22 protein-coding genes and 1 other RNA gene are annotated in these 24,264 nt (G+C 70.6%); 21 read left to right on the top strand and 2 right to left on the bottom strand.

Features of this window, described 5'->3' with window-relative positions:
- Nucleotides 1-558 (bottom strand): endonuclease/exonuclease/phosphatase family protein (locus tag Q0W60_RS04430; RefSeq protein WP_297692954.1); only part of this gene is annotated, 558 nt, incomplete at its 3' end.
- 632 nt (nucleotides 559-1,190) lie between these two features.
- On the opposite strand from Q0W60_RS04430, the gene Q0W60_RS04425 reads away from it, so the two are divergent.
- The 4 genes from Q0W60_RS04425 to Q0W60_RS04410 are packed head-to-tail and all read left to right on the top strand — an operon-like array spanning nucleotide 1,191 to nucleotide 5,126.
- Nucleotides 1,191-2,393, top strand: coding sequence for an acyl-CoA dehydrogenase family protein (locus Q0W60_RS04425; RefSeq protein ID WP_297692953.1), 1,203 nt, complete (start codon nucleotides 1,191-1,193; stop codon nucleotides 2,391-2,393).
- Between the two features lie 46 nt (nucleotides 2,394-2,439).
- Complete coding sequence (locus Q0W60_RS04420) at nucleotides 2,440-2,856, top strand: DUF559 domain-containing protein (protein WP_297692952.1); 417 nt, start codon at nucleotides 2,440-2,442, stop codon at nucleotides 2,854-2,856.
- Between the two features lie 14 nt (nucleotides 2,857-2,870).
- Nucleotides 2,871-4,013, top strand: coding sequence for an acyl-CoA dehydrogenase family protein (locus tag Q0W60_RS04415; RefSeq protein ID WP_297692951.1), 1,143 nt, complete (start codon nucleotides 2,871-2,873; stop codon nucleotides 4,011-4,013).
- A gap of 21 nt (nucleotides 4,014-4,034) precedes the next feature.
- On the top strand, nucleotides 4,035-5,126 hold the full coding sequence (locus Q0W60_RS04410; protein WP_297692950.1) for a hypothetical protein: 1,092 nt from the start codon (nucleotides 4,035-4,037) through the stop codon (nucleotides 5,124-5,126).
- Here the strand turns inward: Q0W60_RS04410 and Q0W60_RS04405 are convergent.
- The gene (locus Q0W60_RS04405; RefSeq protein ID WP_297692949.1) at nucleotides 5,111-6,001 is read right to left on the bottom strand and encodes a LysR family transcriptional regulator; all 891 of its coding nucleotides are present in this window, start codon (nucleotides 5,999-6,001) and stop codon (nucleotides 5,111-5,113) included. The two genes, Q0W60_RS04410 and Q0W60_RS04405, sit on opposite strands and share 16 nt — an antisense overlap.
- Before the next feature lie 105 nt (nucleotides 6,002-6,106).
- Here Q0W60_RS04405 and Q0W60_RS04400 point away from each other — a divergent pair, with 105 nt between their 5' ends.
- From Q0W60_RS04400 to murC, 17 genes are all read left to right on the top strand, one after another.
- Nucleotides 6,107-7,402, top strand: coding sequence for a UDP-N-acetylglucosamine 1-carboxyvinyltransferase (locus Q0W60_RS04400; RefSeq protein ID WP_297692948.1), 1,296 nt, complete (start codon nucleotides 6,107-6,109; stop codon nucleotides 7,400-7,402).
- A 50-nt stretch (nucleotides 7,403-7,452) separates the two neighbouring features.
- Nucleotides 7,453-8,346: a DMT family transporter gene (locus Q0W60_RS04395; RefSeq protein ID WP_297692947.1), complete on the top strand. Its 894-nt coding sequence runs from the start codon at nucleotides 7,453-7,455 to the stop codon at nucleotides 8,344-8,346.
- Nucleotides 8,343-9,062 carry an N-acetylmuramoyl-L-alanine amidase gene (locus Q0W60_RS04390; RefSeq protein WP_297692946.1) on the top strand — a complete coding sequence of 240 codons (720 nt, stop codon included), beginning with the start codon at nucleotides 8,343-8,345 and terminating at the stop codon, nucleotides 9,060-9,062. Before Q0W60_RS04395 ends, Q0W60_RS04390 begins: the two co-directional genes overlap by 4 nt.
- Nucleotides 9,063-9,283: 221 nt before the next feature.
- A complete protein-coding gene (locus tag Q0W60_RS04385; RefSeq protein ID WP_297692945.1) occupies nucleotides 9,284-9,502 on the top strand; it encodes a hypothetical protein in 219 nt (72 codons plus the stop codon).
- 81 nt (nucleotides 9,503-9,583) lie between these two features.
- An RNA gene (gene rnpB, locus Q0W60_RS04380) (RNase P RNA component class A) lies at nucleotides 9,584-9,984 on the top strand.
- A 294-nt stretch (nucleotides 9,985-10,278) separates the two neighbouring features.
- The gene (locus tag Q0W60_RS04375) at nucleotides 10,279-10,746 is read left to right on the top strand and encodes a division/cell wall cluster transcriptional repressor MraZ (RefSeq protein ID WP_297692944.1); all 468 of its coding nucleotides are present in this window, start codon (nucleotides 10,279-10,281) and stop codon (nucleotides 10,744-10,746) included.
- A complete protein-coding gene (rsmH, locus tag Q0W60_RS04370; protein WP_297692943.1) occupies nucleotides 10,743-11,678 on the top strand; it encodes a 16S rRNA (cytosine(1402)-N(4))-methyltransferase RsmH in 936 nt (311 codons plus the stop codon). The genes Q0W60_RS04375 and rsmH overlap by 4 nt, the downstream gene beginning before the upstream one ends.
- Nucleotides 11,675-12,025, top strand: a complete 351-nt coding sequence (locus tag Q0W60_RS04365) for a cell division protein (RefSeq protein ID WP_297692942.1) — start codon at nucleotides 11,675-11,677, stop codon at nucleotides 12,023-12,025. The genes rsmH and Q0W60_RS04365 overlap by 4 nt, the downstream gene beginning before the upstream one ends.
- The gene (locus tag Q0W60_RS04360) at nucleotides 12,022-13,773 is read left to right on the top strand and encodes a penicillin-binding protein 2 (protein ID WP_297692941.1); all 1,752 of its coding nucleotides are present in this window, start codon (nucleotides 12,022-12,024) and stop codon (nucleotides 13,771-13,773) included. Before Q0W60_RS04365 ends, Q0W60_RS04360 begins: the two co-directional genes overlap by 4 nt.
- On the top strand, nucleotides 13,770-15,236 hold the full coding sequence (locus tag Q0W60_RS04355) for a UDP-N-acetylmuramoyl-L-alanyl-D-glutamate--2,6-diaminopimelate ligase (RefSeq protein WP_297692940.1): 1,467 nt from the start codon (nucleotides 13,770-13,772) through the stop codon (nucleotides 15,234-15,236). Before Q0W60_RS04360 ends, Q0W60_RS04355 begins: the two co-directional genes overlap by 4 nt.
- A complete protein-coding gene (murF, locus tag Q0W60_RS04350; protein ID WP_297692938.1) occupies nucleotides 15,229-16,620 on the top strand; it encodes a UDP-N-acetylmuramoyl-tripeptide--D-alanyl-D-alanine ligase in 1,392 nt (463 codons plus the stop codon). Before Q0W60_RS04355 ends, murF begins: the two co-directional genes overlap by 8 nt.
- Nucleotides 16,620-17,735 carry a phospho-N-acetylmuramoyl-pentapeptide-transferase gene (gene mraY / locus Q0W60_RS04345; RefSeq protein ID WP_297692936.1) on the top strand — a complete coding sequence of 372 codons (1,116 nt, stop codon included), beginning with the start codon at nucleotides 16,620-16,622 and terminating at the stop codon, nucleotides 17,733-17,735. The genes murF and mraY overlap by 1 nt, the downstream gene beginning before the upstream one ends.
- Before the next feature lie 17 nt (nucleotides 17,736-17,752).
- Nucleotides 17,753-19,162 (top strand): UDP-N-acetylmuramoyl-L-alanine--D-glutamate ligase, encoded by a 1,410-nt coding sequence (murD, locus tag Q0W60_RS04340; protein WP_297692934.1) that lies wholly within the window; start codon nucleotides 17,753-17,755, stop codon nucleotides 19,160-19,162.
- Nucleotides 19,159-20,334, top strand: coding sequence for a putative lipid II flippase FtsW (gene ftsW, locus Q0W60_RS04335; protein WP_297692932.1), 1,176 nt, complete (start codon nucleotides 19,159-19,161; stop codon nucleotides 20,332-20,334). The genes murD and ftsW overlap by 4 nt, the downstream gene beginning before the upstream one ends.
- Before the next feature lie 13 nt (nucleotides 20,335-20,347).
- A complete protein-coding gene (gene murG / locus Q0W60_RS04330; protein WP_297692930.1) occupies nucleotides 20,348-21,466 on the top strand; it encodes an undecaprenyldiphospho-muramoylpentapeptide beta-N-acetylglucosaminyltransferase in 1,119 nt (372 codons plus the stop codon).
- Between the two features lie 41 nt (nucleotides 21,467-21,507).
- The gene (locus tag Q0W60_RS04325) at nucleotides 21,508-22,800 is read left to right on the top strand and encodes a metallophosphoesterase (RefSeq protein WP_297692928.1); all 1,293 of its coding nucleotides are present in this window, start codon (nucleotides 21,508-21,510) and stop codon (nucleotides 22,798-22,800) included.
- A gap of 30 nt (nucleotides 22,801-22,830) precedes the next feature.
- Nucleotides 22,831-24,258 carry a UDP-N-acetylmuramate--L-alanine ligase gene (gene murC, locus Q0W60_RS04320; protein ID WP_297692956.1) on the top strand — a complete coding sequence of 476 codons (1,428 nt, stop codon included), beginning with the start codon at nucleotides 22,831-22,833 and terminating at the stop codon, nucleotides 24,256-24,258.
- Nucleotides 24,259-24,264 lie beyond the last annotated feature (6 nt).

The following is a 24,264-nucleotide window of genomic DNA, read 5'->3' as shown; positions in this document are numbered from 1 at the left end:
CAGCCGGCGCGCCGGCTGCAGCTTGGCGCTGAGCGTCCGGTAGACCAGCGACGCGCCGGTCGCGTTGAAGTCGCCGAGCAGGATCTTGGCCCCCTGGCATTGCGGATGCTCCAGCCAGGCGGGGCTGGCGAGCCAGCGGGCCTGGATCTGCTGCTCGCGCGGCACGAGGCCGAGGTGGGTATTGATCACCTGCAGCGGCTTGCTCTCGACCTCCACTTCCACCCAGAGCGCGCCGCGGGGCTCGAGCTGCGGTATGCGCTCGTAGCCCGGCAGCGGACCCACCTGCACCAGCCGCTCCGGGAAGCAGGTGAGGATCGCGTCGCCATAGCGCTCCTCCTCGACGGTGAGCGCCGCATGGAAGTGGCAGGCCATGTCGAGGCGCCGGGCGATCTCGTGGGCCTGGTCGACGTGGCCGGTGCGTGCGCGGCCGACGTCCAGCTCCTGCAGCGCCACGATGTCGGGCTCGAGCCTCGCCAGCACCTCGGCGATCCGCGCCACGTTCAGCCGCCGGTCGTTGCCGACGCAGCGATGCACATTGTAGGTCGCGATCCGAGGCATAGGGCTGGCAGACCTGCACGCCGCCGAGCGGAGTGACAAGTCGAGAACGGCCGCTGCGCTCGGTAAAGTTCATGATTTGTTCTTGGCGTTCCGGGCCCATCCAGGTACAATTTCCTCTTCGAGCGCAGGTGCGGTCCGCGCCCAGCCCCTGCAGGCCCTTTTCCAGAGGAGAACCGTTTGGATCCAGATCGCTTCCGGCAGCTGCAAGCCGCCTCATCCGGCGTTGGCACACTCGAGGGCTACACGCCCGAAGAGGTTCGGCTCGGTCGGGAGGCCGCCGATGCACGCGGCCGCGAGCTTTACGACCGGAGTACGCGCAATGGCACGAACTTCACGGCGCAGACGCCTGCCCAGCTGCTCCGCCTCGGCGCACAGGACCTGGCGAAAGCTCCTGTCGCGTCGCCTGCGCCGGGGCCAGATCCCATTCGCACGCGACGATCCCAATGTCTCGTATCCCGCGTTCTGGCAGCCTCACGGGGACGTGGAAGTCGAGCCGTGGGGCCCTGATCGGAAGCGTTCCGAAAAGGCTCGGCGCTCACGCTGACGTCAGCGTCATCTTTCCTCCGTTCGACCCCCATCGTATGGTCCGCCGCCTTCGCGAAGCGGCGCTTACCGCGCCCCAGGAGCCGGCCATGAACCTCGACTTCACGCCCGAAGAGGACGCCTTCCGCGACGAGGTCCGGGCCTTCATCGCCGAAAACTATCCGCCGGAGCTGCGCCGCAAGCAGGACGCCGACGAGCCGCTCAGCAAGGAGGACTACCTCTCCTGGCACAAGGTGCTGGCGAAAAAGGGCTGGATCGCGCCGTCCTGGCCCAAGGAGTTCGGCGGCACGGGCTGGTCGCCCACCCAGAAGTACATCTGGTCGGAGGAGCTCGCCCACGCCGATGCGCTGGCGACCCTGCCGTTCGGCGTGAACATGCTGGGCCCGGTGCTCTACACCTTCGGGACGGACGAGCAGAAGCAGCGCTTTCTGCCCGGCATCTACAACGGCGAGGTCTGGTGGTGCCAGGGCTACTCTGAGCCGGGCTCCGGCTCCGACCTGGCGTCGCTGAAGACCCGCGCCGAACGGATCACCGCCGACGACGGCAAGGAGTACTACATCGTCTCGGGCCAGAAGACGTGGACGACGCTCGCCCAGTTCGCCGACTGGGGCTTCTTCCTGGTCCGCACCGATCCGACCTCCAAGCCGCAGGCCGGCATCTCCTTCCTGCTGATCGACATGAAGAGCCCGGGTGTCACGGTGAGGCCGATCATCACCCTGGAGGGCGGCCATGAGGTCAACGACGTCTTCCTAGATAACGTGAAGGTCCCCGTCGAGAACCGCATCTTTCACGAGAACCAGGGCTGGACCTGCGCCAAGGCGCTGCTCGCGCACGAGCGCTCGGGCATCGCCGGCGTCGCACGCTCCAAGCGCAACCTGGAGAAGGTCCGCGATATCGCACGGACCGAGCGCAGCGACGCCGGCGGCGCCGTGATCGGCGACGCCTCCTTCCGCCGCAAGGTGGCCGAGCTGGAGATCGACCTCACCGCCTTGGAGTTTACCGAGCTTCGTACGCTGGCCGGGGAATCCAGCGGCAAGGGACCGGGTCCGGAAAGCTCGATCCTGAAGATCAAGGGCACCGAGATCCAGCAGCGCATCCAGGAGCTGGCGCTGGAGGCGGTGGGCCACTACGGCGCGCCGTTCCTGCGCGACATCGGCCACAACGTGCAGATCGGCCCGGAGTACGCGCGCGGCGTCGCCGGCGAATACTTCAACGGCCGCAAGACCTCGATCTACGGCGGCTCCAACGAGATCCAGCGCAACATCATCGCCAAGATGGTGCTGGGATTGTGAGAGCTTCCACGCGAGTTCCCCTCCCCCTCGCGGGGAGGGGATAGGGGTGGGGGCGCCTCCACGAGCGCCGGGCGCCTTGCACGAATCCGACCGCGCCGACGCCACGGCGCGCCGGATGCGACGTGCGCTGACTTATGCGGAGGAGAGGCTCTGGAAGGCGTTGCGGAACTCCGGCCTGCACTTCCGACGCCAGGCGCCCTTCGGGCCGTATATCGTTGATTTCGTATGGCACGCCCATCGCCTGATCGTGGAGGTCGACGGCGGCGTCCACGCGCTGCCTCAAGTGGCTGCCGCTGATAAGCAGCGCGACGCTTGGCTGACAGGCCGAGGTTATCGGGTTATCGGGGTTTCGAATGGCGACGCTGCCGGAAACCCTTACGCCGCCCCGGACAGAATCCTTGCCGCGGCCGGCTTAGGCACCCCCACCCCCAACCCTTCCCCACAAGGGGGAGGGGAGCTGTAGAGGCGCTTCCCGAGATGGATTTCAGCTTCACCGACGAACAGTCGATGCTGCGCGACACGGTCGCGAGCTACCTGGCCGACAACTATGGCTTCGACCAGCGCCGCAACGTGGTCGCCAAGGAGCCGGGCTGGAATCCCAACGTGTGGAAGGCGTTCGCCGAGGAGCTCGGCATTCTGGGCGCGCCGTTCCCGGAGGACCTGGGCGGCCTGGGCGGCGGGCCGGTCGAGAACATGATCGTCATGGAGGAGTTCGGCAAAGCCCTGGTGGTCGAGCCCTATCTCAGCACCGTGGTGATCGCCGGCGGCTTCCTGAAGCACTCCGGCCATCCGAGCGCCGCCGAGTTGATCGGCAAGATCATCGCCGGCCAAGCGGTGTTCGCTTTCGCCTACGCCGAGCCGCAGGGCCGCTACAACCTGGCCGACCTGACGACCACCGCGAAGAAGGACGGCGGCGGCTGGGTCCTGAACGGCCACAAGGCGGTGGTGGCGGCCGCGCCCTGGGCGACCCACCTGATCGTCACCGCCCGCACCGGCGGCGGCCAGCGCGATGCGCAGGGGATATCCGCCTTCATCGTCGAGAAGGACGCCGTGGGCGTCACCACCCGCGACTATCCGACTGTCGACGAGGGCCGCGCCTCCGAGGTGTTCCTGGAGAACGTGAAGGTCCCGGCGGAGGCGCTGATCGGCCCCGAGGGCCGCGGCCTGCCGCTGATCGAGAAGGTGGTGGACGAGGCGCTCGCCGCCACTTGCGCCGAGGCCTGCGGCGTGCTCCGCAAACTGCACGAGGGCACGCTGGAATACACCAAGCAGCGTAAGCAGTTCGGCGTGCCGATCTCCTCCTTCCAGGTGCTGCAGCACCGGATGGTGGACATGTTCATCGCCCTCGAGCAGTCGGTCTCGATGACCTACATGGCGACCATCAAGGTCAGCGACGATGCCGAGCGGGCGAAAGCCGTCGCGGGCGCGAAGGTGCAGATCGGCAAGGCCTGCCGGTTCGTCGGCCAGAGCGCCATCCAGCTGCACGGCGGCATGGGCATGACCGATGAGATGGCCATCGGCCATTACTTCAAACGCGCGACGATGATCGAGAGCGCCTTCGGCAACACCGACCACCACCTGGCGCGCTACGAATTCCTCAGCCTGGGGCAGGCGGCGTAGGCGCCGCCCTCCGGAAACGCCTTGGACGAGCGCGAAGTCGAAGATCTGACCGGCCTGCTGCCGCCCCTGTTGGCGGCGCTGGAGGCGCTCGCGTTCGTGGCGCGCCATCTCAATCCGCCGCAGTTCGACGAGGTGATGGCCGCGGTCGGCGATCCGGAGACGCCGCTGCGCGCGGCGTTCGAGACGCTCGGCGACTGGAACGAGGGGCTGGCGGAGGTGCGCGCGAACCTCGTCTTCGCCTGCGAGCAGACCCTGGCCGCCTTCGAGGCGCTCCGGGAGGCGCAGATCGGCGGCGCGGACGTCCGCCAGGTCTATCGGGCGCTGGGCCGCATCCCACGGGCCCAGGAGGCGCTCTACCCGCTCGCGGCGGGCCTGCCGCCGGTCAGCCGCTACTTCCTGGAGCCGGAGCATCGCGACGACGCGGCGCGGCTGACCCGCCTCGCCGAGGCGACGGCGCGCGATGAGGCGGGCGTCGGCCATCTCGACAACGAGCCCGGCTCGCGCGGCGGCTTCTCGCTCTATGTGCCGGAAGACTACAGCCCCGAGCGGCCCTGGCCGCTGGTCATGGCCCTGCACGGGGGCGCCGGGAACGGCCGCTCGTTCCTGTGGACCTGGCTCCGGGCCGCGCGGACCCACGGCGCGATCCTCGTCACGCCGACCGCGATCGGCGACACCTGGGCGCTGATGGGGCCGGATGTCGACACGCCCAACCTCAACCGCATTCTCGACCTCGTGCAGGGCCGCTGGCGGATCGACGAGCGCCGCGTGCTGCTCACCGGCATGAGCGACGGCGGCACCTTCACCTACGTCTCCGGCCTGGAGAGCGGCTCGCGATTCACCCACCTCGCGCCGATCGCCGCGGCGTTCCATCCGATGCTGGGCGCGATGGCCGAGCCTGACCGCGTGCAGGGGCTGCCGATCCATATCGCCCACGGGGCGCTCGACTGGATGTTCTCCGTCGAGTTGGCGCGCGAGGCCCATGTGCTGCTGCAACGCGCCGGCGCGCGGGTCACGTATCGGGAGATCGAGGACCTCAGCCACACCTATCCGCGCGAGCTCAACCCGGACATCCTCGCCTGGCTCGATGCGACGCCCCCTCAGGCCTCTTCGTAGGCGGCGTGCTGGACCTCCGGCGCCAGGCACCAGGCGCGGAGGGCCTCCATGGCGGGCGTGGGCGCGCGCGACTTCAGCGAGGTGAGCCAGTAGCTCCCCACCTCGACCGTGGTGGGGAAGGGCTGCACGAGGACCCGGGCGTGCAGTTCGCGGCCGAACAGGCTGGGCGGGCCGAGCGCAACGCCCGCGCCCTGGCCGGCCGCCTGGATCATCAGGCTCAGGCTGTCGAACACCGGCCCCGCGGCGGGCGGCGCGTCCAGCCCGGCGGCGGCGAACCAGGCGGGCCACTCCTGGCTGCGATATGAGCGGAGCAAGGGCACGCTGGCGAGATCGCGGGGGCTCTCCAGGCGCGCCGCCATCCTGGGCGCGCAGAGCGGGGTGACCGCAGCGCGCAGGACCTCCTCGGCGCGGACGCCGTGCCAGGCGCCGTCGCCGAAGCGGATCGCCATGTCGAGGCCCTCGGCCGCGATGTCGACCTTGTTGTTGTGGGTGGACAGGCGAAGCTCGACCAGCGGATGGGCTTCCCGAAACCGCTCCAGCCGCGGCAGCAGCCAGCGCACGGCGAAGGTGCCCACCACGCCGACGCTCAGCACCTCGCGCAGGGCGCCGGCCCGGAAGCGCTGCAGAGTGCGCTCGATCTGGTCGAAGGAATCGGAGACCGCCGGCAGCAGCGCCTGGCCTTCGTCGGTCAGCACCAGCCCGCGCGCGAGCCGGTGGAACAGCTTGACGCCCAGACGCTGCTCGAGCGCCTTGACCTGGTGGCTGACGGCGGCCTGGGTGACATAGAGCTCGACGGCCGCGGCGGTGAACGACAGCCGCCGCGCGGCGGCCTCGAAGGCGCGGAGCGCGTTCAGCGGAAGTTGTGCGCGGAGCAACCCGATTGACCTAGATTTACTAATGCCTCCGCCCAGCTATCATCGTTTGCGCGGTCTGGCCATGGCCGGTCAGCTAGGGCCCGCCGCGCGAAGGAGGGCGGGGGCATGGCGACACTGGTGGTGAACGGTGGGCGGCCCCTCTCCGGTCGCATCTCCCCTTCGCCGAACAAAAATGCAGTCCTGCCGGTGCTCTGCGCCAGCCTGCTTACCGACCAGACGGTGACCCTGCGGCGAGTGCCCGACGTGACCGACGTGCGCAAGCTGCTGGCCTTCTTCGAGGCGCTCGGAAGCGAGGTCGAGGCCGACCTCAATTCAGGTCTGGTCCGCCTGCGGCACGGCCCCGGATTGCGGCCGCAGCGCGCTCGACTGCCCGAGGGCATGCGCTCGGTGGTGATGCTGATCCCGGCGCTCATCCGCCGCTTCGGCCGCGCGGTGCTGGAGGACGAAGCCAAAGGCTGCACGCTCGGCGTCCGCGAGATCGACCCGCACCTGGATGTCTTCCAGGCGTTCGGTGCCGAGGTCGCTTGCGAGGGCGGCGCGATCGTGGTCGCCGCGCCCAAGGCCCTTCGGCCGGTCCGCCACTGGCTCGACTACGCCTCGGTCACCACCACCGAGAACTTCCTGATGTGCGCGGCCATGGCCGGCGGGACCTCGCGCCTCGTCAACGCCGCCTGCGAGCCGCACGTGCAGGAGTTCTGCCGGTTCCTGGCGCGGATGGGCGTGGCGGTCGGGGGCTGCGGGACGTCGACGCTCGAGGTGGAGGGCCGGCCCCAACTCGCGGGCGCCGACTACACTTTCGAGGACGACTTTCACGAAGTCGCCACCTTCCTGGCCCTGGGCGCGATCACCGGCGGGCAGGTGGAGGTGAAGAACTCCGACCCCGAGCAGTTCGCGCTCATCGACCGCACCTTCGGCAAGTTCGGCGTGGAGATCACCCATCTCGGCGGCGCCTCGCGCAACCTGCCTGCGGGCCGCCTCGCCATCCGGGCGCCGTTCACCGGACACCTGCTGCAGAAGGTGGAGGCGGCGCCTTGGCCCTACATCCCGGCCGACCTGCTGCCGATCTTCGTGGCGCTCGGCTCGCAGGCCGACGGCTCGGTCATGTTCTGGAACAAGGTCTACGAGGGCGCGCTGGGCTGGACCTCGGAGCTCGCCAAGTTCGGCGCGCACGCGGTCACCTGTGACCCGCACCGGATCATCACCTTCGGCGGCGGTCGATTGAGCCCCGCCACCGTGGAGAGCCCCTACATCATCCGGGTGGCCATCGCGCTGCTGATGATCGCCGCCTCGATCGAAGGCCAATCGGCGATCCTCAACGCCGATCCGATACGCCGCGCCCATCCACGCTTTGTCGAGAACTTGCGGAGCCTCGGCGCCGACGTCGCGTGGGATGACGAGTGAGGCGGCCTCGCCGTTGCGCGCGCCCGGCGTGACACCCTAAGGCCTCTCCGATGTCCTTCCGCGACTTCGCGCTCCTGGCGCTCGTCTGCCTGATCTGGGCCTCGAACAACATCGTCTCGAAGTTCGTGGTGAGCACGCTGGGCGTGCCGCCGCTGTTCTATGCGAGCGCGCGGTTCCTGGTCGTGGCGGTGGCCGTCTCGCCGTGGCTGTGGCCGCCGCCCCGGCCGCTGTGGCGGCTCATCGTCATCGCGCTCCTCATGGGCGGCGGGAACTTCGCCTTCGTGTTCATGGGCCTGAAGACCGCCACGCCCTCGGCCTCGGCGGTGGTGGGACAGCTCGGCGTGCCGATCACCACGCTCCTCTCAGTGGCGATGCTGGGCGAGCGGATCCGCTGGCGGCGGGGGCTCGGCATCGCGCTCACCTTCGCCGGAGCCATGCTGGTGATGTGGAATCCGCACGGCTTCGCCGTCTCGATCGGCCTGATCTACGTGCTGATCGCCGCGGCGCTGGGATCGCTGGGCGCGGTGATGATGAAGCAGATGCCCGGCGTCCGGCCGCTGCAGTTCCAGGCGTGGGTGGGCTTCGCCTCGCTGTGGCCCCTGATGGCGCTCTCGGGGCTCTTCGAACCGGGCCAGTTGGCGGCGGGGCTGCACGCCGGTTGGCCGTTCGTGGCCGCGGCGCTGTTCTCCGGGCTGGTCGCCTCGGTGATCGGCCACACGCTCTATTACGCGCTGATCCAGCGGTACGAGGCGAACCTGATCTCGCCGTTGACCCTGATGACGCCGCTCGCCACCATCGCGCTTGGCGTCATGATCACCCACGACCCGTTCGATCTGCGGATGGCCACAGGCTCCGCCGTAGCCCTGCTCGGCGTGCTGGTCATCGCGCTGCGCCGCAACCAGGTGGCGCCGCTGCTGCTGGCGCTCAGGACCCGCGGTCAATGAACCTCATCGAGGCGCCGTCGCCCAACTTCGATTTCCGCGTCGCGCCGCCGAAGATGATCGTGCTGCACTACACTGGCATGCAGACCGGCGAGGCGGCGCTCGCCCGGCTTCGGGATCCGGACGCCAAGGTCTCGGCGCACTACATGGTCGAGGAAGACGGCCGGGTGTTCCGACTGGTCCCCGAGGAGCGGCGAGCCTGGCATGCGGGGAAGTCCTTCTGGCGCGGCACGCGCGACGTGAACTCGGCCTCGATCGGCGTCGAGATCGTAAATCCGGGCCACGAGTTCGGGTATCGGGCGTTCCCGGACGCCCAGGTCGCCGCGGTGATCGAACTGCTGGCCGACATCCGCTCGCGCTGGCGGATCGAGGACGTCGACATCGTGGGCCACGCCGACGTGGCGCCCGAGCGCAAGGAGGATCCGGGCGAGCTGTTCCCCTGGAAGCGGCTGGCGGAGTCGGGTCACGGTCTCTGGGTCGAGGCTCCGCCCGCGCCCGGCGAGCCGTTGAAGCCAGGCGATGACGGGACCGGCGTCTTCGCCCTGCAGGCGGGCTTCACCCGGCTCGGCTACGACAGCCCGCCCTCCGGCCAGTTCGACGAGGCGACAGCCGCCATCGTGCGCGCCTTCCAGCGACATTGGCGCCAGTCGCGCGTGGACGGGATCGCCGACGGCGAGTCCCGTGCGCAACTGATCGCGCTGCTGCGGCGGATCGGTTGATGCATCCCGCACCAGCGTTCCGGGAGACGGACGAGGCCAAGCTGCTGCAGGCGCTGTCCGCCATCGCTACGCAGGTCTCGCCGCCGCGGCCGATGGCCGGGTGAGGATCGCCCACGCACCGCTCGTCGTCCGTCGGCTCGCCGCCGGTCTCGCCCCGGACTTCCGCCACCGGCGCCTCGGCCGAGACCCGCTGGGAGCACAACCATCCGCGGCAGGACCAGGTGCTCGACCGCAACCAGCAGCAGCGCGCGGTGATCCGCCACGAGGCGGCGACCGGCCGCATCTCGCACCGCCGGGCCGAGCGGCTGCTCGCCAAGGAGCGGCGCCTGGCGATGACCGAGCACCGGATGGCCCGCCGCAATGGCGGCTATCTCACCGCCGCCCAGCAGCGCCGGCTGAACCACCAGGAGACCCGCCTCGGCCACAAGATCCGCGGGTGAGCGCGCGCGCCGGATCGCAGTCGGCGGTCCGGCGGCCTCCGCATTGACCTCGCGCCCGGGCCGTCCCACCTTCTGCGCGGACCAGACGGCCGGGCGATCGCGCTTCTCTCTCGGGAGGGGTGAGGAAAGTCCGGGCTCCACGACGACATGGCGGCGGGTAACGCCCGCCGGGGGCGACCCCAGGGATAGCGCCACAGAAAGCAAACCGCCTGGCCTCGCGGCCGGGTAAGGGTGAAAGGGTGGGGTAAGAGCCCACCGCGTCCTCGGCAACGAGGGTGGCATGGCAAGCCCCGCCAGGAGCAAGACCGAATAGGGGTCCCGCGCCGGCTGAAGAGAAGTCTTTGGCCGGCAGGGCTGTCGCCGGCCCGAGGGATCCGGGTAGGTCGCGTGAACCGGCCCGCGAGGGTCGGTCCAGAGGAATGATCGCCGCGCCGGGGTCACCCCCGGCGGCACAGAACCCGGCTTACAGGCCGTCTGGTCCATTGCGCCCGATCGCCACGCGCAGGGCTGCGTCCGCAGGCCGCCGCGCAGCCTCACGCCGGGTCAGGAACCCCGGTTCAGTGTATGTTCTGTGGATAACTGCATTCCGTTAACCTTACTTCGCCGAAGAGCTTTGTTTTTCGACACAATAGTCATCTGGAGTCATTGTATCCCAGTTAATCCCATGTTACCCCAGTCACCATTCGCTAACCAAACCGGGCGCGTGGGGGGCCTGTCGGCCCGGCGAGGGGAGCGGGGCGACCGGATGAGCCGGTCGGGTTGTGGGGCTGGGCGAGATGTTCCTCTCGACCTTCGAGAAGCAGCTGGACGCCAAGCGGCGCATCGTCGTGCCGCAGGAGTTCCGCGCGCTTGCCGCCGGGCCCTTTGACGGCGTCTTCTGCTTCCCCTCGATCGAGGCCGACTGCGTCGAAGGCGGCGGCCAGGCCTTCTTCGACCGCTACCTCAGCGTCATCGAGGAGCTGGAGTTCGGCGACCCCTTGCGGACGGCGCTGGAGACCTCCGTGCTCGGCGGGATGGCCAAGCTCTCCTTCGACACCGCCGGCCGCATCACCCTGCCCGAGACCCTCTGCGAGAGCTTCGGCTTGACGGATTGGGTCGTGGTCGTGGGCCTGGGCGACCGGTTCCAGATCTGGTCGAAGGACGCCTTCCGCGCCCATCGCGCCGCCCAGCGCGAGCTGGCCCGCGACGGCCTGGCCTCCCTGCGCGCCCAGCAACGCGCCCACCGCGTCGGAGGGGCCAGTTGAGCGCAGCCGCGCATAAGCCGGTGATGCTGGACGAGGTGGTCGGCGCGCTGGAGCCAGCGCCGGGCAAGACGGTCATCGACGGCACGTTCGGCGCGGGCGGCTATTCGCGCGCCTTCCTGGCGGCCGGCGCCACGGTCATGGCGTTCGATCGCGATCCGAGCGCAAGGCGCTTCGCCGCGGAACTGCCCGCCGATCGCTTCCAGCTCATCGAGGCCCGGTTCTCCGAGATGGCCGAGCGGGCCGGGGCGGCGAGCGTCGACGGCGTAGCGCTCGATCTCGGCGTCTCCTCCATGCAGCTGGACGAAGCCGAACGCGGCTTCTCCTTCCTTCGCGACGGCCCGCTCGACATGCGCATGGGCCGCGAGGGCCCGACCGCCGCCGAGGTCGTGAACACCGCCCCCCCCGACGAACTGGCCCGCATCTTCTTCGTCTATGGCGAGGAGCGGCAGAGCCGGCGCATCGCCGCCGCCATCGCCCGCCGCCGCGCCGAGCAGCCGTTCACCCGCACGCTCGACCTCGCCCAGGTGATGGAAACGGCGCTGGGCGGGCGTCGCGGCGCCAAGGTCCACCCCGCGACTCGCGCGTTCCAGGGCCTGCGGATCGCCGTCAACGAGGAGCTCTCGGAGCTGGAGGCAGGGCTGGCGGCCGCGGAGCGCGCCCTGAAGCCGGATGGGCGGCTCTGCGTCGTCACGTTCCACTCGCTGGAAGACAGAATCGTGAAGACCTTCCTCGCCGTCCGCGCGGGGCGGACGCCCGCCGGCTCGCGGCACGCGCCGCCGAAGCCGGCGCAGGCCCAACCGAGCTTCCGGCTGCTGTGGGGCGGCGCCCGGACGCCATCGGCGGCGGAGCTCTCGTCCAATCCGCGCGCCCGCTCAGCGAAGCTTCGCGCCGCCGTGCGTACGGCCGCGCCGGTCTGGAGGGAGGCGGCATGAGCCTGCTGACGCGCAGGGTCCGGGGCTTCCGGCTGTTCGACCTGGTCGCGCTGGGCGTGCTCGTGCTGCTGATCGTCGGCGTCTATCTCGCCAAGACCATCGCCGGGCGCGAGCGCGCCGAGATCGCCGCCGCCGACCGACAGATCGACGGCGAGAAGCAGCGCATCCGCCTGCTGCAGGCGGAGGTGTCGCACCTCGAGGAGCCCGCCCGCATCGAGCGCCTCTCCGAGACCTACCTCGGGCTCGCCCCCGTGCCGATCAAGCATGAGGCGACGCCGGACGCGCTGCCGGCGATCGCGCTCGATCCCTCGCCGCCGAGCCCCCGACCTGCGGAGCCCGCGCGATGAGCCTCGGACAACAGGCCTTCGGCGGCTCGTCCGCGTCGCGTTGGCTGACCCGCCGGCTGTGGGGCCTTGAGCACGCCTTCGAGCGCGCCCGCGCCTCCGGCAAGCCCGAGGACGACACCCGCATCCGCATCTTCCTGGTGCTGGTCTTGTTTGCGCTCTGCTTCATCGCGCTCGCCTTCGGGGCGACCCGGGCCGCGCTGTTCTCCGGGGTCGGCAAGAGCGATCCGCTGGCCGCCGCGGCGGGCGATGCGCGCGCCGACCTCGTGGACCGCAACGGGCGGCTGCTGGCGGTCGATCTGCTGCACTACGGCCTCTACGTCGACCCCCGCGAAATCTGGGACCTCGGCGAGACGCGCCGCGCCCTGTCGGCCGCTCTGCCGGACCTGCCGCCCGAGCGGCTGGAGCGGGCGCTCAGGGCCAACCGCCGCACCTTCCTGGTGGGGGGGCTCACGCCGGACGTGCGCGGCAAGATCAACGACCTGGGCCTGCCCGGCGTCTCCTTCGAGCCGGAGCAGAAGCGGGTCTACCCGCTGGGCGAGACCGCGGCGCATCTGATCGGCTTCACCGATTCCGGCGGCGAGGGGCTGGCGGGCGCCGAGCTCGCGCTGAACGAGGACATCCGCACCGCGGCAGCTGGCGGCGCGACGGTCCCGCTCTCCATCGACCTGCGCATCCAGGCGGCGCTGGAGGACGAGTTGGCCAAGGCCGCTGCGGTCTATCAGCCGCACGGCGCCGTCGGTCTGGTCACCAACGTCCACACCGGCGAGATTCTCGCGCTGGCCAGCTGGAAGACGTTCGATCCGAACCGGGCGGGCGAGGCCTCGCCCGACGCCCGCCTCAATCGGGCGGCCTCCTCGGTGTTCGAGATGGGTTCAGTGTTCAAGGCCTTCACGATGGCCATTGGCCTCGACGCCGGGGTGGCCACGCCGCAGTCCACGTTCGACGCCACCCAGCCTCTGCACATCGGCTACCGGACCATCACGGACTACCATGCGACGCACAAGATCCTGACGATGGTGGAGGTCTTCCAGCACTCCTCCAACATCGGCACCGCCAAGCTCGCCATGGCGGTCGGCCCGGATCGCATGAGCCGCTACTTCGAGGCGCTGGGGCTGACGCGGCCCGCGAAGGTGGAGCTCTTGGAGTCCGCCCGCCCGCTGACCCCCAAGAAATGGGACGAGGACGCCATCGCCTCGACCTCGTTCGGCCACGGCATCGACGTCTCGCCGCTAGCGCTCGCCCGCGCCTATGGCGCCCTGCTGAACGGCGGATACCTGCTGCCGCTCACCATCAGGAAGCTGGAACCCGGGACCCGCGTCACAGGTCCCAGAATCCTCTCGGACAAGACGAGCCTGGAGGTCCTGCAGCTGATGCGCGCCAACGTCACCGGCGGCTCGGGCAAGTCGGCGGAGGTGCCGGGACTCAACGTCGGCGGCAAGACCGGCACCGGCGAGAAGTACGATCCCGATCTTCGCAGATACAGCCACACCAAGCAGGTCTCGTCGTTCGCCGCCGCCTTTCCGACGGACGGGCCGACGAGCGCGCCCCGCTATTTCGTGTTCATCCTGCTCGACGAGCCGCACGCCGATCAGACGGGGGCCGATCCCACGGGCGGCATCGTGGCGGCGCCGGCGGTGGGCCACGTGATCGAGCGCATCGCGCCATTCCTCGGCGTGCGCCGGCGCGCCGAGCTGATCCCCTTCGAGCCGGGCCCCCCGGCCGCCGAAGAAGTCGGAGAGGAGCAGTGAGCCGCGCCGCGAAGAGATTGTCCGACCTCGTCCGGCGGGCGGTCGCCCCCGACCCGCAGATCGTCGGCGTGACCGCTGACAGCCGCAAGGTGAAGCCGGGGTTCCTGTTCGCCGCCTTGCCCGGAACCCAGATCGACGGCCGCGCCTTCGCAGCGAAAGCGGCTGAGCAGGGGGCCGCCGCGATCCTGGCCGGCGGCGATGTCGAGGACGTTTCCGTGCCGGTGGTCGTCAGCCCCGACCCGCGCCGGGCCTACGCGCTGGCGGCGGCCAACTTCTGGGACGCGCAGCCCGCGACCTGCGTCGCCGTCACCGGCACCAACGGCAAGACCTCGGTCGCCAACTTCTGCCGCCAGATCTTCGCCCGCGGCGGCTTCAGCGCCGCCAGCATGGGCACTCTGGGCCTCACCGTGACGCGCTCGGACGGGACCAGCGAGCAGCTCACGCCGGCCGGGCTCACCACCCCCGACGCCGGCGACGTCGCCGAGCTCCTGGCCCGCATCACGGCGATGGGCGTCAGCCACTTCGCCATGGAGGCTTCCTCGCACGGCGTCGACCAGCGCCGGCTGGATGGCGTCAAGCTGAGGGCCGCGGCCTTCCTCAACCTCACCCAGGACCACCTCGACTACCACGGCACGATGCAGGCCTATCAGGCCGCGAAGCTGCGGCTGTTCGAGACCCTGCTGCCGCGCGGCGGAACCGCGGTGCTGAACGCTGATTCCGACGCCTTCCCGGCGTTTGCGGCCGCCGCGGTCTGCGCCGGCCAAAGCGTCGTCTCGGTGGGAGAGAACGGGCAGGGCATCCGGCTGATGGAGCGCAGCCTTCTGCCCGACGGCCAGCGGCTGAAGCTCGATCTGCATGGGCTGGCGTGCACGGTGAAACTGCCTCTCGCCGGCGCCTTCCAGGCCTCGAACGCCCTGGTGGCCGCCGGCCTCTGCCTGGCCGCCGGCGTGGCGGTCGAAAACGTTCTGGCCGGGCTGGAGGCGCTGGAGGGCGCGGCGGGGCGGCTGCAGCGCATCGGCGCGGGCCGCCACGGCGGCGAGGCCTATGTGGACTACGCCCACACGCCTGACGGCCTGGAGACCGTGCTCGCGGCGCTTCGGCCGCATGTGCGCGGCAAGCTGATCGTGGTGTTCGGGGCCGGCGGCGACCGCGATCGCGGCAAGCGGCCGATGATGGGTGAGATCGCCTCGCGCCTCGCCGACATCGCTATCGTCACCGACGACAATCCCCGCAACGAGGATCCGGCTGCGATCCGCGCCGAGGTGCTGGCCGGCGGCAAAGCCGCCAAGGAGATCGGCGATCGGCGCGAGGCGATCCGCACGGGCGCTGCGCTGCTGAGGGACGGCGACATCCTGGTGGTCGCCGGCAAGGGCCACGAGCAGGGCCAGAAGGTGGGCGACGTCGTCCATCCGTTCGACGACGTGGTCGAGACCCGCGCCGCCCTGGAGCTGGTCCATGGCTGAGCCGCTGTGGACGTCGGAGGAGATCGCGGCGGCGACCGGCGGCAAGCTGGCCGGCAAGCCGTTCGCTGCGAGCGGCGTCTCCATCGACACCCGCACGCTGGCGCCCGGCGACCTGTTCGTGGCGCTGGGCGGGATCCGCGACGGCCATGAATTCGTCCAGGCGGCCTTCGAGAAGGGCGCGGCGGGCGCGCTCGCCTCGCGCCAGGTGTTCGGCCCCGCGGTCATGGTGGACGACACTCTCGCCGCCCTGGAGAAGCTCGGCGCGGCCGCCCGCGATCGCGCGCGCCAGGCGCGGCGCGGCGCCGTCACCGGCTCGGTGGGCAAGACCTCGGTCACCCAGGCGATCGCCGCGGGGCTGAAGCTCGCCGGCCGCTGGCACTCATCGGTGAAGAGCTACAACAACCACATTGGCGTGCCGCTCACGCTCGCCAGGATGCCGCGCGACACGGAGCGGGCGGTGTTCGAGATCGGCATGAACCACGCCGACGAGATCCGGCCGCTCGCGCGCATGGTCCGGCCGCACGCTGTCGTGGTGACGACCGTCGGGCCGGTGCACACCGAGAATTTCGCCGATGGCGAGACCGGCGTCGCGCGCGCCAAGGCCGAGATCTTCGAGGGAATCGAGCCAGGCGGGATCGCCGTGCTCAATGCCGAGAACCGCTGGTTCGATCTTCTGAAAGGCGAGGCCGAGCGGTTCGGCGCCGAAGTGCGCACCTTCGGCCAGCGGGAGGACTGCGACGCCCGCCTGATCGACTTCCAGCCGGCGGAAGGTCACGCGGCCGTCCAGGCCCACTTGCACGGCAGGGCCCTCGACTTCCCGATCCTGCAGACCGGCCACCACTGGGGCCTCAACGCCATGGCCGTGCTGCTGATGCTGGAGGCGTTGGGGGTCGATCTGGAGGACAGCCTGGCCGCGCTCGGCTCGTTCGAACCGCTGGAGGGCCGCGGCGCTGAGACCACCGTCCGGGCGGGCGGCGGCGCCTTCACGCTGATCGACGAGAGCTACAACGCCAACCCGATCTCCATGGCCTCGGCGATCGCCACGCTTGGCGCGCGGCCGAGCGCAGGGCGGCGGATCGTCGCGCTCACGGATATGCTGGAGTTGGGCGCCGAAGGACCCCGCTTCCACGCCGCCCTCGCCGAGCCTCTGCAGGCCGCCGGGATCGATCTGGTGTTCTGCGCCGGGCCGCTCATGAAGTCCCTCTACGACGCGCTTCCGTCGACTCGGCGAGGCGCGTACGCCGAAACGGCGGCGGAGCTGGCGCCGCAGGTCGCCCGGGCCGCAGAGCCCGGCGACGTTGTGATGGTCAAGGGCTCGAACGGATCCAAGGCGGGGCTGATCGCCCGGGCCGTGGCCGCCCGCAGCTCGGGGGAGGGCGGCTGATGTTCTACTGGCTCTATCAGCACGTCGGCGCGTTCGGCCACACCACGGCGTTCCGCCTGCTCCGCTACGAGACCTTCCGTACCTTCCTTGCCCTGCTCACGGCGCTGGTGGTCGTGGTCGCCATGGGCTCACGGTTCATCCGCTGGATGCAGGCCAAGCAGGGCCGGGGACAACCGATCCGCCAGGAAGGCATCGAGCGCCATATCGTCGAGAAGGCGGGCACGCCCACCATGGGCGGGCTGATGATCCTGGCGGGCCTGCTGGTCGGAACCCTGCTCTGGAGCGACCTTTCCAACGTCTATGTCTGGGCCGTGGTGCTGGTCACCGCCGGCTACGGCGTGCTGGGCTTCCTCGACGACTACGCCAAGGTCACCCGGCAAAGCACGGAAGGGGTCTCCGGCCGCCTGCGCCTGCTGCTGGAGGCCCTGGTCGCCGGGGTCGCCGTGCTGCTGATGATCGAGCTGGGCCAGCCGTCGCCGGAGCCCGGTTCGGCGCATCTCGCCACCTCGCTCGCGTTCCCGGTGTTCAAGGAGGCGCTCCTGAACCTCGGCTGGTTCTACCTGGCCTTCGGGGCGTTCGTGATCGTGGGCGGGGCCAATGCGGTGAACTTCACCGACGGCCTCGACGGCCTGGCGACGGTGCCCGTGATGATCGCCGCCGCGGCGTTCGGCTTCATCGCCTATCTCGTCGGCAACTTCGTGTTCGCCAACTACCTGCAACTCCATTTCGTGCCCGGCGTGGGCGAGCTCTCGGTGTTCTGCGGGGCGATCATCGGAGCCGGGTTGGGCTTCCTCTGGTACAACGCCCCGCCCGCGCGGATCTTCATGGGCGACACCGGCTCCCTGTCGCTCGGAGGGGCCCTGGGCGCGGTGGCGGCGGCCACCAAGCACGAGATCGTGCTGGCCATCGTGGGCGGGTTGTTCGTGGCTGAGACGCTCTCGGTCGTGATCCAGGTCGCCTCGTTCAAGATGACCGGCCGGCGAGTGTTCCGCATGGCGCCGGTGCACCACCACTTCGAGCGCCTCGGCTGGTCGGAATCGACCATCGTGATCCGCTTCTGGATCGTCGCGGTGATGCTGGCCCTCGTGGGCCTCGCCACCCTGAAGCTGAGATAGGAGGGGTCGCGCACGCCATGATCCCGGTCCGCGGCTTCGAGGGAACGACGGTCGCCGTTTTCGGCCTGGCCCGCACGGGCCTCGCGGCGGCGCGCGCGCTGATCGCCGGGCGGGCGAAGGTGGCGCTGTGGGACGAGAACCCGGCCGCCCGCGCCGCCGCCGAGGCCGAGGGCCTGTCGCTGGTCGATCTCGCCAACGCCGATTGGAGCGACTTCGCGGCCATCATGCTTTCCCCGGGCGTGCCGCTCACCCACCCCGCGCCGCACTGGACGGTGGAGAAAGCCCGCGCCGAGGGCGTCGAGATCGTGGGCGACATCGAGCTCTTCGCCCGGACCGTCAACGCCGCGCCGGAGCACAAGCGGCCGAAGATCGTCGCCATCACCGGCACCAACGGCAAGTCGACCACCACGGCCCTGATCGGCCATCTTTGCGCCGAGGCGGGCCGCGACGTGCGCATCGGCGGCAATATCGGCTATGGCGTGCTCGGCCTCGAGGACATGCACGGCGGCGCCGTCTACGTCCTCGAGCTATCGTCCTACCAGCTCGACCTGACCTCCAGCCTGCGTTCCGACGTGGCGGTGCTGCTCAACATCTCGCCCGACCACCTCGAGCGGCATGGCGGCATGGAGGGCTATGTCGCCGCCAAGCGCCGCATCCTGCTGAACCAGGGCAAGGGCGACACCGCGGTGATCGGCGTGGACGATCCCTGGGGCCAGCAGATCTGCACCGAGATCACGGCCGCCAATCGGCGAACCATCGTGCCGATCTCGGCCTCGAAGGCGATGAGCCGCGGGGTCTATGCGCTGGACGGGCTGCTCTACGACGCCACCGGCGAGCGCGCCGCCGAGGTGGCGGACCTGAAGCGCGCCCGCTCACTCCCCGGCCGGCACAACTGGCAGAACGCGGCCGCGGCCTACGCGGCGGCCAAGGGCCTCGGCATCGACGCGGCGGAGGCCGCCGCGCATCTGATGACCTTCCCCGGGCTCGCCCACCGCATGGAGACGGTCGGCATGCTGGGCCGGGTCCGCTTCGTCAACGACAGCAAGGCGACCAACGCCGATGCTGCGCGCCAGGCGCTGTCGAGCTATCCGAAGGTCTACTGGATCGCGGGCGGCCAGCCGAAGGCGGGCGGCATCGACAGCCTCTCCGACCTGTTCGGCCGCATCTCGAAGGCCTACCTCGTGGGAGAGGCCGCGCCGACATTCGCCGAGGTGCTGAAAGGCAAGGCGCCGGCCGTGGTCTCCGGCACGATCGAGCAGGCGACCGCCCAGGCCTACGCCGACGCGGCCGCCTCCGGCCAGGACGCCATCGTGCTGCTCTCGCCCGCCTGCGCCTCCTTCGATCAGTTCGCCGATTTCGAGGAACGCGGGGAGGCCTTCCGCGCCGCCGTCCAGCGCCTGGCCAACACCCAGAGAGGCGCGGCTTGACGCCCGCGTCGCAGGCCCACGCCTTTCCGCGCTCGGACCGTTCCGCGCTGGGAGTCTGGTGGTGGACGGTGGACCGCTGGATGCTCGGCGTGATCGCGATCCTGATCGGCGCCGGCGTGGTGCTGGCCTTCGCCGCAAGTCCCGCCGCGGCCGCGCGGATGAACGTCGGCGATCCCTTCCATTTCGCGGTCCGTCAGTGCGTCTTCGCGGCCGGGGCGGCGATCATCCTCGCCTCGACCTCCATGCTCGACGTGAAGGGCGTCCGGCGGGCGGCCTTCTTCGTCTGGGTGGCCGCCATCGCGGTGATGGTCGCCCTGCCGTTTCTCGGCCACAACGCCAAGGGCGCGACGCGCTGGCTGGAGTTCGGCGGCTTCTCGCTGCAGCCCTCGGAGTTCATGAAGCCGGCGCTGATGATCCTGGTGGCCTGGATGTTCTCCGAAGGCCAGAAGGGCGCGGGCGTGCCCGGGGTCTCGATCGCCTTCGGCCTCTACGTCGTCTCCATCGGCCTCCTATTGATCCAGCCCGATGTCGGCCAGACGGTGCTGATCACGATCGCCTTCGGCGCCGCCTTCTGGATGGCCGGCGTGCCGCTCTCCTGGGTGATGCTCTTGGGCGGCATGGCGGTCGCGGGGCTGTCGTCGACCTACTTCCTGCTGCCGCACGTCCACGCCCGCGTCGACAAGTTCATCTCCCCCGACACCGCCGACACCCATCAGGTGGACGCCGCGGCCATGGCCCAGGCGGCGGGCGGCCTGTTCGGCCGCGGCCCCGGCGAGGGGATCATGAAGCGCCACGTGCCCGACCTGCACACCGACTTCATCTACTCCGTGGGCGCGGAGGAGTACGGCCTGGTCTTCTCGCTGATCCTGATCACCCTGTTCGCCTTCGTGGTGATCCGCGGCCTCTACCGCTCGCTCAAGCTCTCCGATCCGTTCGAGCAGGTGGCCGCAGCCGGACTTTTCGTGCTGGTCGGCCAACAGACCATCATCAACGTGGCGGTGAACCTCGACATGATCCCGACCAAAGGCATGACGCTGCCCTTCATCTCCTACGGCGGCTCCTCGATGCTGGCCATGGGCCTGACGCTCGGCATGGCGCTCGCGCTCACGCGCCGCCGGCCCGGCGCCTACGGGCCCGCGGAAGGCCTCGCCAAGGCCGGCGCGTTCGCCTAAAGCGGCTCGGGTCATGCGTAAGGTCGCCGTCGTCGCCGCCGGGGGCACAGGAGGGCACCTGTTCCCCGCCCAGGCCCTCGCCGAGGCCCTGATCGCCCGCGGCTGGAGCATCGTGCTGGCCTCCGACGAGCGCGTGGCGGGGCTGACGTCCGACTTCCCGGCCGAGCGGCGCATCGGGCTCTCGGCCGGCACCTACAAGCCCGGCGATCCGATCGGCATGGCGCGCGCGGGCTTCGCGGTCTTCCGCGGGGCGATGCAGGCGCGCCGCGCCTTCCGCGAGATCGGCCCGAACGTGGTGGTGGGCTTCGGCGGCTACCCATCCGCGCCGGCCCTAATCGCCGCGATCCTCGACAGGCGGCCGACCGTCATCCACGAGCAGAACGCGGTGATGGGTCGCGCCAACCGCCGGCTCGCGCCGCACGTCACCACCGTCGCCTGCGCATTCCCGACCCTGACCAAGGCCCCGGCGCAGGTCGCCGGCCGGGCCGTGGTCGTGGGCAATCCCGTGCGGCCGCCGATCCGGGCGCTGGCCAAGCATCCCTACACCCCGCCCGAGCCGGACGGTCCGGCCCGCGTGCTGGTCACCGGCGGCAGCCAGGGCGCGCGGCTCCTCTCCGAGCTCGTGCCCGAAGCTGTCGCCGCCCTGCCGGAAAGCCTCAAGCGGCGACTGGTCATCCAGCAGCAGACGCGGCCGGAGTCCATGGATACCGCCCGGCGGACGTACCGCAACGCCATGATCGACGCCGAGGTCGCGCCGTTCTTCCGCGATATCGCCAGCCGCCTGCGCGACGCCCACCTGGTGATCGGTCGCTCGGGCGCGGGCTCGGTCTGCGAGTTTGCGGTGGCCGGCAAGCCCTCGATCCTGGTGCCGCTCGCCATCGCCATCGACGACGACCAGGGCCAGAACGCGCGCTTGTTGGCCGACGCCGGCGCCGCCGAGGTCGCGCGCGAGCACCAGCTGACGGTGGAATCCCTGTCCGGGGCCATGGCGAAGCTGCTCAACAATCCGAAGCGTCTCGCCCGCATGTCGGCCGCCGCGCGTTCGGTGGCCATTCCCGACGCGGCCGAGCGCCTGGCCGACGTGGTCGAGGAGACCGCCCACGGCCGCGCGGTGGTGGCGGAGCGCAGCTGAGCTCGGCTATGAGTGGCCCCGTCGGAAGCGGGGGGCGTGCGATGCTGAAGTGGATGGCGGTCCTGGTCGGCCTCGCGGTCGCAGCGCCCGCCGCTGCAGCGCCCGCCGCCGCGGCTCCTGTCGCCTGGGTGGAGTTGACGCCGCAGGGCGCCGAGGCTCGCGCCATCGTCGACGGCGCAGGCTGCCCGACGCTGCGCGCCGACGGCAAGGCGATCGCGATGCGGACCCGGGCGGCTCCCGGCGAAGCCTTCCCGAACCGGGTCTGCGCCGCGCGTCTGCCGAGGCGCGCCCGACGCCTCGTCGTGGCCGGATCGGCGCTTCGCGCGCCCATCGCCCGGCCAAACCGGCTGGTGATCTTCGGCGACAGCGGCTGCCGGATCGTCAAGGGCCTGGTCCAGAACTGCAATGATCCGGTCGCCGGCTGGCCGTTCGCCCAGGTTGCGCGGCTGGCGGCGGCCCAGCATCCCGACCTGGTGATCCACCTGGGCGACTACTACTACCGCGAAGCGCCGTGCCCGCCGGCCACCGAGGCCTGCGCCGGCAGCCCCTACGGCGACCGCTGGGCCACCTGGAAGGCCGAGCTGTTCGATCCCGCCCGGCCGCTGCTGGCGGCCGCGCCGTGGGTCTTCGTGCGCGGCAACCACGAGGATTGCGCCCGCGGCGGCGCCGGCTGGTTCCGGCTCGTCGATCCCCTGCCGCCGCTGATCAAGGGCACGGCCTGCGCGACGTCCGAGGAGACCTGGTTCGCGCCGATCGGCGGCATCCGGCTGGCGATCTTCGATGACGCCGAGGCCGACGACAACAAGTCCGATCCCGGGGCTGAAGCCTCGGCGAGCAAGGGCATCCTGCCGGTGCTCGACAGCCGCGAGCCCACCACCTGGCTGGTCACGCACCGGCCGCTCTGGGCGCTGTCGCACAAGGGCCTGTCGATCGGCGGCGACTGGGGCAATGTCAATGTGCGAGAGGCGGTGAAGGCTTGGTTCGCCACGCCGGGCGTCGACGTCTCCTGGAGCCACGTCTCGCTGATGCTCGCCGGGCACGTGCACAACTTCACCAGCCTCGACTTCGCCGGCGCCCGGCCGCCGGAGCTGATCGTCGGCACCGGCGGCGACGTCCAGGATCCGCGCGACCCGCATCGTCCGTTGCAGCTCTCGCTGCCCGTCGACGGCGTGACGGCGAACGCCATCACCACCGGCGAGTTCGGCTATTTCGTCTTCGACCGGATCGGGGCCGACTGGGTGGGCGCGTTCCACGACCTCGATGACCAGGTCACGATCCGCTGCCGCCTCCACGCGGCCAGGCTCGCCTGCGTCCCCGTGGCGCCCAAAAGCTAGAGTGAATTCGGAACGCGCTTGCGCTAGCACCTGTGCATGACGCGCCGCCCCGTGCCCTTCGAGATCGGCCCCGTGCACTTCATCGGCATCGGCGGCATCGGCATGAGCGGCATCGCCGAGATCATGCTGCGGATCGGCTACCAGGTGCAGGGCTCCGACGCCAGGGCCTCGGCCAACACCGAGCGGCTGGCGAAGCTCGGGGCCAAGATCTCCATCGGCCATGACGCCGCCCACGTGGAGGGCGCCTACGCCGTCGTCTATTCGACGGCTGTCAAGGCCGACAACCCGGAGCTGGCGGAGGCCCGCGCACGCCGCATCCCGCTGGTTCGCCGGGCGGAGATGCTGGCCGAGCTGATGCGCCTGCAATTCTCGATCGCGGTCGGCGGCACCCATGGCAAGACCACCACCACATCGATGATCGCGGCCCTGCTCGACGCCGGCGGCCTGGATCCCACCGTGGTCAACGGCGGCATCATCAACGCCTACGGCGCGAACGCCAAGGTGGGCGAGGGCGACTGGATCGTCGTCGAGGCCGACGAGAGCGACGGCACGTTCCTGAAGCTGCGCTCGACCGTGGCGGTGGTCACCAACATCGATCCCGAGCACCTCGACCACTACGGCGACTTCGAGGCTGTGAAGAAGGCGTTCCGCGACTTCGTGGAGAACATACCGTTCTACGGCTTCGCGGCCGTCTGCACGGATCACCCCGAGGTGCAGGCCATGGCCGCCCGGGTGGAGAACCGCCGGCTGGTCACCTACGGCGTCAACCCGCAGGCCGAGGTGCGTGCCGAAAAGGTGGCGATGGGCCCCGAAGGCGCCCGGTTCGATGCGGTCATCGCGCCGCACGAGGACGGCGCCGTCCGGATCGAGGACCTGCACCTGCCGATGGCGGGCCACCACAACGTGCTCAATGCGCTCGCCGCGATCGCCGTCGCCCGCGAGCTCGGCGTCGGGGCCGAGGCCATCCGCGCCGGCCTGGCGGGGTTTGAAGGGGTCAAGCGCCGCTTCACCACCACCGGAGTCGCCGATGGCGTCCGCATCGTCGACGACTACGGCCACCATCCGGTGGAGATCGCCTCGGTGCTGCGGGCCGCCCGCGCGGTCACCAACGGCCGCGTGATCGCGGTGGTCCAGCCGCACCGCTTCACGCGCCTGCGCGATCTGTTCGACGATTTCTGCCATGGCTTCAACGACGCCGACGTCGTCATCGTGGCCGATGTCTACGCGGCCGGCGAAGCGCCGATCCCGGGGATCGACCGCGACGCGCTGGTCGATGGCCTGCGCCGCTACGGCCACCGTCACGCGATCGCGCTGGAGAGCCCCAGCGAGCTGCCGCGGCTGATCCGCGAGGAAGCCCGCGCCGGCGACGTGGTGGTCTGCCTGGGCGCCGGCGACATCACCGGCTGGGCCAATGCGTTGCCCGACCAGCTGCAGGCGCTGGGCAAGGCGGCCGAATGAGCCGGC

Origin of the sequence: Phenylobacterium sp., from assembly GCF_025934275.1 — a bacterium.
In the GTDB taxonomy this organism is placed as follows: Bacteria; Pseudomonadota; Alphaproteobacteria; order Caulobacterales; family Caulobacteraceae; genus Phenylobacterium.
The sequence above is the reverse complement of the archived record's forward strand: the minus strand, read 5'-3'. Positions and strand labels throughout refer to the sequence as shown.

Bases quoted from the DNA above. Each gene is read 5' to 3' on its own strand.
- Q0W60_RS04390 (WP_297692946.1), top strand. From the start codon at position 8,343: ATGAACCTCATCGAGGCGCCGTCGCCCAACTTCGATTTCCGCGTCGCG.
- murD (WP_297692934.1), top strand. From the start codon at position 17,753: ATGATCCCGGTCCGCGGCTTCGAGGGAACGACGGTCGCCGTTTTCGGC.
- Q0W60_RS04360 (WP_297692941.1), top strand. From the start codon at position 12,022: ATGAGCCTCGGACAACAGGCCTTCGGCGGCTCGTCCGCGTCGCGTTGG.
- murF (WP_297692938.1), top strand. From the start codon at position 15,229: ATGGCTGAGCCGCTGTGGACGTCGGAGGAGATCGCGGCGGCGACCGGC.
- Q0W60_RS04375 (WP_297692944.1), top strand. From the start codon at position 10,279: ATGTTCCTCTCGACCTTCGAGAAGCAGCTGGACGCCAAGCGGCGCATC.
- Q0W60_RS04325 (WP_297692928.1), top strand. From the start codon at position 21,508: ATGCTGAAGTGGATGGCGGTCCTGGTCGGCCTCGCGGTCGCAGCGCCC.
- Q0W60_RS04400 (WP_297692948.1), top strand. From the start codon at position 6,107: ATGGCGACACTGGTGGTGAACGGTGGGCGGCCCCTCTCCGGTCGCATC.
- Q0W60_RS04415 (WP_297692951.1), top strand. From the start codon at position 2,871: ATGGATTTCAGCTTCACCGACGAACAGTCGATGCTGCGCGACACGGTC.
- Q0W60_RS04425 (WP_297692953.1), top strand. From the start codon at position 1,191: ATGAACCTCGACTTCACGCCCGAAGAGGACGCCTTCCGCGACGAGGTC.
- mraY (WP_297692936.1), top strand. From the start codon at position 16,620: ATGTTCTACTGGCTCTATCAGCACGTCGGCGCGTTCGGCCACACCACG.
- Q0W60_RS04365 (WP_297692942.1), top strand. From the start codon at position 11,675: ATGAGCCTGCTGACGCGCAGGGTCCGGGGCTTCCGGCTGTTCGACCTG.
- murG (WP_297692930.1), top strand. From the start codon at position 20,348: ATGCGTAAGGTCGCCGTCGTCGCCGCCGGGGGCACAGGAGGGCACCTG.
- Q0W60_RS04395 (WP_297692947.1), top strand. From the start codon at position 7,453: ATGTCCTTCCGCGACTTCGCGCTCCTGGCGCTCGTCTGCCTGATCTGG.